Annotated in this window: 12 protein-coding genes and 1 riboswitch; of the genes, 8 read left to right on the forward strand and 4 right to left on the reverse strand. The window is 28.9% G+C overall.

The genetic code is table 11. The features are described from left to right. Positions 1-23 precede the first annotated feature (23 nt). Positions 24-245, forward strand: a complete 222-nt coding sequence (locus ACQ3F0_RS00215) for a YdbC family protein (RefSeq protein WP_428862969.1) — start codon at positions 24-26, stop codon at positions 243-245. 104 nt (positions 246-349) lie between these two features. Here the strand turns inward: ACQ3F0_RS00215 and ACQ3F0_RS00220 are convergent, their stop codons facing one another. Continuing rightward, positions 350-847: a DUF421 domain-containing protein gene (locus ACQ3F0_RS00220; protein ID WP_428862970.1), complete on the reverse strand. Its 498-nt coding sequence runs from the start codon at positions 845-847 to the stop codon at positions 350-352. Between the two features lie 371 nt (positions 848-1,218). Here ACQ3F0_RS00220 and ACQ3F0_RS00225 point away from each other — a divergent pair, with 371 nt between their 5' ends. After that, a complete protein-coding gene (locus ACQ3F0_RS00225; RefSeq protein ID WP_428862971.1) occupies positions 1,219-3,309 on the forward strand; it encodes an EAL domain-containing protein in 2,091 nt (696 codons plus the stop codon). 85 nt (positions 3,310-3,394) lie between these two features. After that, complete coding sequence (locus tag ACQ3F0_RS00230; protein ID WP_428862972.1) at positions 3,395-4,345, forward strand: L-lactate dehydrogenase; 951 nt, start codon at positions 3,395-3,397, stop codon at positions 4,343-4,345. Positions 4,346-4,555: 210 nt separating this feature from the next. Here the strand turns inward: ACQ3F0_RS00230 and ACQ3F0_RS00235 are convergent, their stop codons facing one another. Both ACQ3F0_RS00235 and ACQ3F0_RS00240 read right to left on the reverse strand, forming a co-directional pair. Next, positions 4,556-5,335, reverse strand: coding sequence for a DUF5714 domain-containing protein (locus ACQ3F0_RS00235; protein ID WP_428862973.1), 780 nt, complete (start codon positions 5,333-5,335; stop codon positions 4,556-4,558). Positions 5,336-5,517: 182 nt separating this feature from the next. Further along, positions 5,518-6,276: a cell wall hydrolase gene (locus tag ACQ3F0_RS00240; protein WP_428862974.1), complete on the reverse strand. Its 759-nt coding sequence runs from the start codon at positions 6,274-6,276 to the stop codon at positions 5,518-5,520. 351 nt (positions 6,277-6,627) lie between these two features. Then, positions 6,628-6,739, forward strand: a riboswitch (TPP riboswitch). 78 nt (positions 6,740-6,817) lie between these two features. Here ACQ3F0_RS00240 and ACQ3F0_RS00245 point away from each other — a divergent pair. From ACQ3F0_RS00245 to thiD, 5 genes are read left to right on the forward strand one after another with little or no spacing between them, the layout of a single operon-like run. Then, complete coding sequence (locus ACQ3F0_RS00245) at positions 6,818-7,417, forward strand: energy-coupled thiamine transporter ThiT (RefSeq protein ID WP_428862975.1); 600 nt, start codon at positions 6,818-6,820, stop codon at positions 7,415-7,417. 9 nt (positions 7,418-7,426) lie between these two features. Beyond that, positions 7,427-8,086, forward strand: coding sequence for a thiaminase II (gene tenA, locus ACQ3F0_RS00250; RefSeq protein ID WP_428862976.1), 660 nt, complete (start codon positions 7,427-7,429; stop codon positions 8,084-8,086). A 43-nt stretch (positions 8,087-8,129) separates the two neighbouring features. Next, positions 8,130-8,954, forward strand: coding sequence for a hydroxyethylthiazole kinase (thiM, locus tag ACQ3F0_RS00255; RefSeq protein ID WP_428862977.1), 825 nt, complete (start codon positions 8,130-8,132; stop codon positions 8,952-8,954). Next, positions 8,932-9,576: a thiamine phosphate synthase gene (thiE, locus tag ACQ3F0_RS00260; RefSeq protein WP_428862978.1), complete on the forward strand. Its 645-nt coding sequence runs from the start codon at positions 8,932-8,934 to the stop codon at positions 9,574-9,576. Before thiM ends, thiE begins: the two co-directional genes overlap by 23 nt. Positions 9,577-9,610: 34 nt before the next feature. Continuing rightward, the gene (thiD, locus tag ACQ3F0_RS00265) at positions 9,611-10,390 is read left to right on the forward strand and encodes a bifunctional hydroxymethylpyrimidine kinase/phosphomethylpyrimidine kinase (RefSeq protein WP_428862979.1); all 780 of its coding nucleotides are present in this window, start codon (positions 9,611-9,613) and stop codon (positions 10,388-10,390) included. A gap of 436 nt (positions 10,391-10,826) precedes the next feature. On the opposite strand, the gene ACQ3F0_RS00270 is transcribed toward thiD, so the two are convergent. Further along, the gene (locus ACQ3F0_RS00270; RefSeq protein WP_428862980.1) at positions 10,827-12,587 is read right to left on the reverse strand and encodes a WG repeat-containing protein; all 1,761 of its coding nucleotides are present in this window, start codon (positions 12,585-12,587) and stop codon (positions 10,827-10,829) included. Between the last annotated feature and the right edge of the window lie 227 nt (positions 12,588-12,814).

The following is a 12,814-nucleotide window of genomic DNA, read 5'->3' on the forward strand; positions in this document are numbered from 1 at the left end:
AATGATTGGGAGGATAAAGTGTAATGGCAGAAATAAAGTATGAAATAAAAGAACCAATAGGATTAGTATCAGAATCTAATAAAGGGTGGACAAAGGAACTTAATTTGATTAGTTGGAATGGAAGAACTGCTAAGTATGATTTAAGAGATTGGTCCCCAGAACATGAGAAGATGGGGAAGGGAATTACTCTTAGTAGAGAGGAATTAATGCAATTAAAAGAGATTCTTAATAAAATGGATTTGTAGAAAATCTAAAAATATTAGAGATAAGTGAAAAGAGACCTTCTCACTTATCTCTAATTATATATATACTTGTATACGTTGTTAAAATTATTTTTTTCCTAGAAATTTTATTGATGTTTCTTTATTTTATCATAAAAAGATTGCAAGTCTTTTTTAGTTATTGGTTGAGCATCATTTGTTAACTCATAACCTAGTTGACCGTTCACTTCAATAACTCCTAGTTTTATATCTTTTGTGGTAGACATTCCATTCTGCCTTAATCTAGTATAAAGCTCATTTTCAGTAATTCTTAATTTTTTTAAATTTTCATAAACTATTTTGCCATCTTTTATAACTATTATTGGTTTACCAATAAATATTTTTTCAAATAATTTAAATCTATAAACTAATATTTCAAAAGCAACTACAATACAAATAAATGTTAATGCAGATAATAAAGTGTTTGGTATATTCTCATCTAAAAGAGGATCTATAATAATGTCTCCTAAAGAAATCATTACAACAGCTTCAACAACAGATAACTGAGAAATGGATTTTCTGCCAGACAAACGAAGCAGTATAATTCCGCTAATAATCATTAACAAAGACTTTAAAACAATTTTCATTTTCTTCTCCTATACTTTATGTAAATTAAAGAACTAGTAAACTATTAACACCATTATATTTAAATAGTATTTCCTATCAATAGAAAAACATTCCAAGAAAATAGTATAAATATGATGAAAAATATTAAATATTGACAATTATTTAAGGTTGAGATAATCTAGAATTATAGTGAAAGATTTGAGAATCAATACATTAATACATAATATTTACAAAATAATGACAGAGGGTGATTGATATCAAGAATAATAAAAAGCAAAATATTAAGGTTAATAAAATATATTATTTATCTACAATAATGATTTTTGTTATTATTACCCTATCTTTAGCGATTATTTATCAAAATTATAAAAGCAATTTATACAAGGAAACTTTGGAAAACTTAAAAATTAAATCCAGCTATTACACAGATTTTTTTGAAAAAGAGTTTACTACTAATGCTAATTATATTGGGGCTATTGGAGATTTATTAAAAGAATCAATTGACGAAGAAAGTGGAGAAATCAAAAATGTAGATTTTTTATCTGTTTTAGGGAAAGTTAGTTACTCTAATAACATTATTAATTCTTTATACTACGTTAGCAACAAAACTGGTAATTTAATTACTAGTACAGGAAAAAATAAGTTATCTCAAATGAGTACGGATTTAAGGAAAAGAGATTGGTATAAAAGTTCAATTATTTTGTCTTATCCTATAATTTCAGATGTCTATGAGGATATAAATACTTCTAAACCTTGTATATCAATTAGTTATGCTCTAAGAAAAAATGATAAAGTTCTAGGAGTTATTAGTGGTGACATAATGTTAGAGAATCTAAGTGATTATTATTTTAATCTTACTAAAGAAGATACTTTTTGTATTAATGTTATTTCTACTGAAGGAAATATAATAATAAATCATAATAAAGCTTCTGTTGGTAAATCATTTTCTGCAAATTTTGATGACAATAGTCCAACAAAAAAATATATAAATGATAGCATTTCTTGGAACTTTATATTGGAACAACTATCCCAAAATATTGAGTTTATTAGTACTTCAAATGAACATGTTGATAGCTACTATAGTACAAGCAATCTACTAGGGTGGAAAGTATTTTGTATAGCAAAGAAATCAATGATAGAAAAAAGTTTAAAACAATATATGTTCATCTTAATAATAATAGGAATATTAAGCATTTTGGTTTTTGTATCATTTTTCCATATGTATTTTGATATACTGCAAAAATATGATAATACTACTTGGCTAATGAAACAAAATCAATTTTTAAGATATTTAAAAAACAAATATAAAACACCGAAAAACCTAAAACTATTATTTATTAGTATAAGCAACTTAGATATACTAAAGTCTGAATTAGATAATGAAACTATAGATAAAATATTACAAGATTACTCAAAAATACTTAAGACCATAATCGGCAAGCAAGCTAAAATATCTATAGGATATGAAGATATTTTTATCTTATCATTTTATACTTATAAAGATAATAAAGATTTAACAAGAATTATGGAAAGAATTTTAAATGAAATTTCTTTTATAGAGATTAAAGCAAGTGATGAGAGCTTATCATTGGATTCTTTATATGTATATGTAGATTTCCAAGGATATGAAATAAAAAATCTTGAAAAAAATATTAGAATAGCTGAAAGTTCTATTAGGAAAAAACAACATAATACAACTGGATTAATTAATTTAAGTTTAAGAGAATTAATTGAAGAAGCTGAAAATGACAATAAAAAATTAAAGACTTTAAGAAGAGTAATAAAAAATAAAAATATTATTCCTTTTTATCAACCAATATATGATATCAAAAAGAATAAAATTGCTAAATACGAGGTTTTAATGAGATTAAAGTGCAACGAACATTATTTATTGCCTTATCCATATATTTTAATAGGTGAGAAATATAACCTTATAGAAGAAATGGATCTTATTATATTAGAGAAAGCATTAAAGTATAAAAATGAAATTGATATAGAAGATAAGTTGATTTTTTCTTTTAATATTTCAGGTAAATGCCTAAATGATAGTACTCACTTAATGCAAGCAAGTAATATAGTTGATAAATACAACATAAATCATAAGAATATTGAATTTGAAATAACTGAAACAGAAAATGTTCAAAACTTAAATCTATTAACACAAACTATCAGTAAATATATAGATAAAGGGTATACTTTCTCAATAGATGATTTTGGTGTTGCTTATTCAACTATTGGTTATCTAAAAAAAATACCATGCCAAAATATAAAAATTGATGGTTCGTTTATTAAAGATATAAATGCCAATGAAAAAAATCTATATCTAGCTAAATCTATTGTTTCTATGGCAAAAGGATATGATAAAACAACAGTAGCAGAATTTATTGAAAATGAAGAAATTCTAACAACATTGAAAAGTATTGATGTAGATTATGGACAAGGCTTTTATTTAGGGAAACCCTCTGAGTTTATAGAAAAGTAGTTTAACCAGTATATAATTTTATTATAATAGTAAATAATATCTTTAGATAATAAATTATTATATATTGCGTAAGAGGAGAGGGATTATGAAAAGTTCACCAGTAAAAATATCTATTATAGGTGCTGGATTTGTAGGGTCTACTACTGCGTTTACTCTTATGAATGCAGGGTTAGCTTCAGATATAGTTATGGTAGATATAAATAAAGAAAAATCTGTTGGAGAGGTTTTAGACTTGTCACATGGAGCTTCATTTGTTAAGCCTGTTGATATAATTGCAGGAGATTATCAAGATACTTTAGATTCGGATATAGTCATTATCACTTCAGGTGCTCCCCAAGAACAAGGAGAAACAAGATTAGATTTAATACATAAAAACTATAAAATATTTAAAGATATTATTCCAAAGGTTGCAGAGTATTCTCCAAATTCAATTTTGTTAGTGGTGTCAAACCCTGTAGATATACTAAGTTACATAACATATAAGTTGTCTGGATTTCCAAAAGAAAGAGTAATTGGTTCAGGTACTGTATTAGATACTTCGCGATTTAAATACCTTCTTAGCAAAAAACTAAATATTGATGCAAGGAATGTACATTCGTATATTATGGGAGAGCATGGTGATTCTGAAATAGCAACATGGAGTTTAACTACTGTGGCAGGTATGAATATAAATGAGTATTGTAAGAATGTTTGCAGGCAATGCGATGGTTTATCCAAATACAATATACATCAAGATGTTAAAAATGCAGGTTATGAAGTGATAAACAGAAAAGGTGCCACTTATTATGCGGTGTCTTTAGCAGTTAAAAGAATTGTTGAGGCAATAATAAGAGATGAAAATTCAATTCTAACCGTATCCACTATAATAGAAGGGGAATATGGTATTGATGGTATTTATCTTGGAGCTCCAGCAATAGTTGGCTCATCAGGAGTAAAAAAACTATTAGAAGTGCCTTTAAATGAAGAAGAGCTAGAAAAATTGCGAAAATCAGCTGAAACTTTGAAGAAGACTCTTTTAAAGCTAGATTTTGAATAGTTACTGCGTAGAGAATCTATTTTAGCTTCTAGCAATGTTTTACCAGTGTTGATATTAATATTTCTTTCCTTTTGCGATAGTAAAAGCACCTTATTCCAGTTAGTGAAGCTAACGAAAGCTTAAATCATTAAAGATTTTCTGTAAGAAAATCAACCTTTACTGTAGACTGTCAACTATAAATTGCGAAGAAAAGCGCTTCGCAATTTATAATTACTTTCCTCTAAAGTAACTGCACTTAGTTTCTCTACAGCCATGAGGATGCCGGTGATTATCTTTGCAAACAATATGTATTTCATGTGGAAGTTTTATATTTAAATGTTTTTCTGCAAGATAACAACTCTCAATTAAAGATGTGCGCATAAAATTTTTACAACAACAAGGACCTGTTTCATTAGCTATAGCATCAATTATATGAGAAACGACATGCATAGTAGTAGCAGTTTCTTTGTTTTTAGGGCATGCTGCTCCTAGTATAACACTAAAACAAGCTCCTATAGCTGGTGCTATTCCACAAATTCCTGTTAAACCACAATAGGCACCTATGGCTTGTTTTTTTGTACGATTTAATGCTTCTCTAATTTCATTATCTGTAATTTTAATTTCTCCATGATTTCTTATAGCTGTTAAAAAAGAACCAGCAGTAATCCATGCATGTTCACAGCCTAACATAGGGATAGAAGATATCTCTAATATTTTTTCTGCAATAATTAAAGGGTTAGATTCTTTTGAAGAAAGAGATAATTTTTGAATCAAATCGAATGAATCCTTACCATGACAATCATCACAAATATAATGGTTATTAGAACAATAAACATATCCTATTTCTTTTTTACCACATCTTATACATAGAAACTCTTTTCCAATATCCAAATACTCAAGTTTATTATTACAAATCAAACAATTTTCTTTACTCTGTCCAAGGTATTCACCTATACCTTCTTCATTAGGACCTCAACAAGATTGAGTATGCTTTAGTTTATCATCATTCATGATTTTCCTCCCTTAAATAAATTGCGAAGAAAAGCGCTTCGCAATTTATAGTGATAAGTTATAAGTGATAAGTGACAAGTTGAGGATACCTTAACTTGTCACTTGTCACTGTTTTAGTTCGTAGTTTATTTCATATCTTTTCTTTATTATAATTGAATCATCGTTTCAAATCCAACCATTTATTAATACGCGAATGTTAAGTTTTCTATAGAAACAGCAACAGGTTTTGATAAAAGCCATTGATTTGTAACAGTTGAATCATAAAAGAATAATGCACCGTTTGTAGGGTCTTGTCCATTAAGTGCTTCATAGGCAGCTTTTACAGAGTCTGCAGTTGCAGGTTTATAAATATGACCATTAAGGACAGGTGTAAATTGGTAATACCCATTTATTGTTTGGTAAATAACAGAACTTATTGAATTTGGAAAGCTACCACTTTGAACTCGATTTATAACTACTGCACCAACAGCTACTTTACCGGCATATGGTTCTCCTTCTGCTTCAGCAGTTATTAATCTAGCCAGTAAGTCTACATCACTTTGAGAATAATTGATTACTCCTGAAGGTGGTTTTACGCCTGGTATATTTAATGTTTGCCCTGGATAAATATAGTTATTCCAAATATTATTTGCTTTTCTTAGATTATTAATAGATACTCCATATTTTTTTGAAATTAAGTAAAGAGAATCGCCACTTTGTACTTTATGAGTTTCACATGATACATAGATAGCTTGTCCAGGATAAATACTTGTACTTTTTAAACCGTTATCATTCATCAAAATAGTTGAAGAAGTATTAAATAGAACACCAATTTTATATAATGAATCTCCAGGTTGAATTTTATAAGTTGCTGCGAAAACATCATTTGTTGAGAAAAAAGAAATGCCTACTGTTAAAGCACTGGCTAAAAGAATAGTTTTCAAACTTTTAAATTTTATCATTTGTATCCTCCTAAGGTTTGGTAAAATATTTAATCATAAATAGATAGTAAGTAGTAAACTATCATAGAAAAAATGAGGGGTCCCGGCAATCTACGGGAATAATCGACGTCAAAGTCATTTTATAATAAAAAAATTTCTTAATCAATGGAAGTTGTTTGTAGTTGTAGCAATATAAAGAGTTATGTGAATTATATAGTATAAATAATATATAATATTAATTTTTTATGAACGAGGTGTAGATAGGAGTACTAAAGAACTAGTGGACAGTATTATGGTTTGTATTGCTTCAGAAATAAATATTTTGTAAAGGGGCTTGACTATTTTTGTGGAAAATTCTATAATTTAGTTATAATTTAATATTCAGGGGAGCTTGTGCAATCAGGCTGAGATGATATCTAATGCGATGAATACCCTCAAACCTGATCTGGATAATGCCAGCGTAGGAATATGTTTTAGCGTATTTTAGCGTGTTGCCTAATTGGGTAACACGTTTTTTTTATGTAGTTTTTAGAATATCAAAATATTACAAGGGGGAACAAAAATGAACATAGCGATTATTTTAGCAATTATTTTCACACTGGCAATATTAGTAGTAAGTATCAAAAGATTGAGAGGATTTAAATTTGAGGCAAGAGTGATTTCAAGAATTGGTCTTGTGGCAGCCATAACCATAGTTCTTTATATGATAAAACTAGTACCATTTCCACAAGGTGGAGGGTGTAGTTTATTATCTATGCTTCCAATAATGATTCTTGCTGTAGTTTTTAGCACTGAAGAAGCAATAATTTGCGCAATAATTGTTGCTAGTTTAAAAATAATTATTCAGCCACCATATTACCCACTTCAAATACCATTAGATTATTATGGCTCAATGATGGCCATTGCTTTTACACCAATGTTTGGAGTTTTTAAGAAATCAGAGTTAGTGGCTGGAGCACTTACTGCATCCGCAATATCAATATTTTTTAGTATATTATCAGGGGTTATTTTCTTTGGAGAATTTGCGCCGGAAGGTATGAATGTATGGCCTTATTCTATTATCTATAATGTATTAGGGTCTGGTGTAGAAGCAATACTATGTGTTGTTGTACTAGCAATAATACCTTTAACAAATTTAAAAGTGTTACAACTAAGAAATTGAGGTGAGAGTATGAGTTTTTCAAAACGACTAGTAGAAGATGAAAGAGTTTTAAAGTTCTATGAGGATTATATGAAACATCCTTTTATTAGAGGATTAAAGGACGGAACATTGGACAGAGGTAAGTATAGAAACTATTTGATCCAAGATTCTTTATACCTTAAGGACTATGCAAAAGTTTATGCACATGCATTCTTGTTAGTTAATAGGGTAGAAGACTTACAATTTTTACATACGTGTATAGGAGTAGTAATGTCTGATGAAACCAATATGCATATAAAATATCTTCACGATTATGATCTTGATGTATACAAAGTTGATGATATGGTAGTAAAACCTGCCAATAGAGAATATTTAGATTATATGCTAAGCTTTGCGGAGGGTGGGGATATAAAAGAAATATTTATGTCTGCGCTGCCATGTACTTTAACATATGAATATATTGGGAAAACATTAAAACAAGAATGTGGTGATAGTTTATCAAATAATTATTATGGTCCATGGATTGAAGCTTATGCAGGAAAAGAATTTGAAGAGTTTAGTGTAGAATCATGTAAGTTATTAGATAGAATTTGCATTGGAATTGATAAAGAAGAGGAAGAAAAATTGATAAATATTTTCCTTGAAGCGTGCCAGCATGAGATGAACTTTTGGGACATGAGCTTTGAATAAAAATAAATTAATTTGTTTTATAAAGTAGAGAAGGAGTGATTAAATGTTTAAAAAATTATTAGAGAATCTAAAGTTAAATCCACCGCTAGTGCATAACATAACAAATTATGTTACTGTAAATGACTGTGCAAATATTGTTTTGGCAGCAGGGGGATCACCTATAATGGCTGAGGGAGTAGATGAAGTAGAAGATATTGTTTCAATAAGTAATGCTCTAAATATTAATATAGGAACACTTAATGCAGCAATGATAGAATCTATGGTAAGAGCAGGAAAGAGAGCTAATGAACTAGGTTTACCAGTAGTTTTAGATCCAGTGGGAGTAGGAGCTTCTAAGTTAAGAAATACTGCAGTAAAAACATTAGTTGGAGAAATAAATTTTTCTGTTATCAAAGGAAATATGTCAGAAATAAAAGCTTTAAACTCAAATTCAAAAAATACAGGTGGTGTTGACGTACAAGAGGATGATGTTATTGGAGATAATAATATCGATGAATCTATTGAATTTATAAAAAAGGTCTCTAGAAAGTTTAATTGTGTTATTGTTGCTACAGGGGCTATTGATATTGTTACAGATGGTGAAAAAGTAGCTTTGATACGTAATGGTCATGAAATGATGTCAAGAATTACTGGAACAGGTTGTATGACAAGTAGTGTTATTGCAACATATTGTGGTCCAAACAGAGATGATATTTTTGGAGCTACTGTTATGGCTATTACAACAATGGGGTTATCTGGAGAAAAAGCTTATGAAAAGGTAACAGCTAGAAAAGAAGGAACAGGTTCTTTTAGAACATATTTAATTGATGGAGTTAGTTTGATGGAGTTGGAAACTTTAAAAGAAGGTGCTAAGATTGAAAGTAGATAAAAAATCTTTATTACTATATCTTGTGACAGATAGAAGCTGGTTAGGAGAAGATAGCTTAATTACTCACGTTAAGGAGAGTTTAATCAATGGAGTTACGTTTCTACAGTTAAGAGAAAAAGATTTAGATGAAAATAGTTTTTTGAATTTAGCTTTAGAAATAAAGGATTTAGCTAAAGAATATGCTGTTCCTTTTGTAATTAATGATAATATAGATATTGCCTTAAAAAGCAATGCTGATGGAGTACATATTGGACAAGATGATATGTCTATAGATAAAGCTAGAAAAGCTATTGGTGAAGATAAGATATTAGGTGTTTCGGTAGGAACAGTTAATGAGGCTATAGAAGCCGAAAAGTTAGGAGCAGATTATTTGGGAATTGGTGCAGTATTCTCAACAGATACAAAAAAAGATGCAGGAGCGGTTACTTTTGAAACACTAAAAAATATTTGTCAGTCAGTTGATATTCCTATAGTTGCAATTGGTGGAATTAATAAAGAGAATGTTTCATCATTAAAAGGTAGTGGCATTGATGGGGTAGCAGTAATCTCAGCTATTCTAGCTAAAAAAGATATTGCTAAGGCAACTTGTGAATTAAAAGATATTTGTGAGAGGATTTTTTAGAAGTCAACTGTCAACTGAGAAAAGGGGTGTTTGTATGAAAAACGTATTAACTATAGCAGGTTCTGATTGTAGTGGAGGAGCCGGTATACAAGCAGATTTAAAGACGATAATAGCTAATAAATGTTATGGAATGAGCGTAATTACAGCATTAACGGCACAAAATACAACAGGGGTTTATGGAATAGAAGCTTGTTCAGTTGATTTTGTAAAGAATCAAATGGATTGTGTTTTTACAGATATTTTCCCTGATGCAGTAAAAATTGGAATGGTATCATCCATCGAGATTATAGAAGCAATTGCAGAAAAGTTGAAAGAGTATAAACCTAAAAATATTGTTATTGACCCTGTAATGGTTGCAACTTCAGGATCTAAACTTCTTGACGAAGATGCAATACATAAGCTTTTAAATAAATTAATACCACTTGCAACGGTTATTACTCCTAATCTTTTTGAAGCAGAAATCTTGTGCGGATTTGAAATAAAAAGTTCAGATGATATGATAAAGGCAGCTGAAAAAATTGCTGGAAATTATGATGGTCATATATTAATCAAAGGTGGACATCTTGAAAACAATGCTAATGATTTATTATTCTCTAATGGAGACATACATTGGTTTGAAGGAGAAAGAATAGAGAATTCTAATACCCACGGCACAGGATGTACATTATCTTCTGCAATTGCTAGTAACCTTGCTTTAGGATATAGTGTTGAAAAAAGTATAGGAAATAGTAAAGAATATATTACTGGTGCATTAAGAGCAAATTTAGATTTGGGAAAAGGTAGTGGACCATTAGATCATTCTTATAGAATTTGATTTAAAAACAATGATGTTTATGTTGTAAATTTAGAGAATCCAATTTTGGATTCTCTAAAATACAACAAAATATGTTATTTATTATAAAGTTTAGATATAAAACTATTATACGCTTAGCGATTTATAAAAATCTCCCTCTTTATTTTTGTATAGGAATTTATAAATTTTTTTAGCAATTTTATACTTATCAAGTGCAGTTATATCAACACATTGCAGTGTTGTGTAAAAATTTTACACTAATTTTTAAATTCCATCCTTCAGCGAGTAGAAGAAGCATATATAGCGTAAAAGTCATCTTAACAAGCTTTAGAAATTCTTATTTATTTTCGTAATATATGCGTTAAGAAAAATTATTGTTTGAGTGCAACGAGTTATAATTTTTTAGTATATATTTAAGAAAATAAATTAGAATTTCTTAGTGAAGTGGAGTGACTTTCTAGCTATATATGCCTTTGTTCATCATTCCTTCAATTTGGTTAAAGGGTATTTTAAAGGTTACAAATCCTGCAGCATAAGGACCTATTTCATAAGGGGGAAAGTATATATACAAATTTTCATCGTCCAAATAGAAGGGTTGATCTTCTTTTATACTTTTAAAAGAATCCTTAAAGATATACTCGTACTGTGGATCAGTTTCAATCATATTTTTAATGATTTTATTTAATTCTCCAACCCAATACACACCGCCCATAAATAAATCTCCTAGGGTATAAAACTTTCCTGTCACTAAATCTATACTAGGTGTCTTTTTAACAGGCATTCCATGTGCTGCTCCTAAAGGATAATAATACCCAAAAATGTCTAGAGTTAATAGATTATTTTTAAAAAATTGTACAGAAAAATCACCAAAATAATTATAGTTTAAAACATCATCTGGAGATACAATGTAAGGAGATTTTAAGTTTTCTTCAAACAATGGCTCAAAATAAGATATTTCTATTAATTTTTTATTTATATTTTTTTCTACTTTTTTATTCGATACTCCATTAACTGCAGGATTATATATTAAGTAATCTATATTTGGACTATATTTGACCTTAGTGACTGAATACTTTTTGCTAAGAAGTATAGTATCATTTGGTTTATAAATTATTTTACCTGATTTACTTAAATAGTATGGATAAAAATCAATATTTGCATAGACTATATTATCCTTAAGTCCTAATTCTCCACTTCCTTTTTCAATAGGAAGGCTATTATCAATTTTTCCATTTTTATTAATAAAGAAAGTATACTCATTATCAGATCCATAAGCTAGTTCTTTATTATAATTACCGACAGCTAAGTAGTTAAAATCACTTAATTGTTTGCCTGTTGTATCTCCTATAGCGTATATGCTAGGACTTGTAAACTTATCTTCTCCAATTGGCATTCCAAGGGCGAAACGACTTTCACCTAAATAATATATTTTGCTATAAATAGGCTGAAAAATGTAGTTTCCATTTTGATCAATTACACCATAGGGACCATTATAACCATCTTCTGTACTTACTACTGCGAAACCATCTTTAAAACCTCCAGCAAAAGAATAAATAGGTTTTATAACTACTTGTCCTTTTATGTTAATATAACCTGATTTATCTCCATAAGATTTGGAAAAAACCATTAAGCCATTTCCATATTGACTTACAATTTCATAGTTATAAGTGTTTATTATATTTCCATATAAATCTATCAACGCATACTTTTTATCTTTGATTTTAACTAATACTACACCATCTATAAAATCATTAGCTTGGGAAAACTTTGGAGGTATAATTTCATTTCCAAATCTATCTATATATCCGTAAGTATAGGAGTTAGTAGAATTAAGTATCCCAATCATTGCTCTAGACTCTTTATAATCACCTACATAGTTGTAAGGTTTATTTGTCATTATATTACCTTTTTCATCCATAACACCCATATTGCCATTTAATATATAGGTAGCACGTCCTTCTTTAAAAGAGTTAATATTGTCATAAATAGGCTTAATAACATATTCCCCTTTAGGATTTATTGCCCCTGTTAAGTTATTTTCCTGGACTATAGCTATATTAAATTTATTAAAATCGTTAGCATTTTGGTATTTTGGTTTTAAAATAAATTTTCCTTTTCTATTAATGTAGCCATAAATGGGGCCATCTCTATTATTAGTTAGCGCTGGATATAACTTTTGTAAGTCTATTTTTCTTTTACTTTCCCTTTTTATTCTCATTTATACACTCCTATATTTTTAGATTATACTCATCTATAATGGTTATTACACAAAAAGTAATTTAGTTGAACTTCGACCATAATATATAGCGTCAGAACGCATCAATCTGCGGTAGGAATTGCAGAAATCTCCAATCTGCAATACATATTGTAGTCGACTTTAGTTCAACTTACTTTTTGTGGTTTAACAATATAATACAATAATATTAATGACTAGGAATTGTTGTT

The sequence above is a fragment of the Clostridium sediminicola genome (assembly GCF_050402865.1).
Taxonomy (GTDB): Bacteria; Bacillota; Clostridia; order Clostridiales; family Clostridiaceae; genus Clostridium_AF; species Clostridium_AF sediminicola.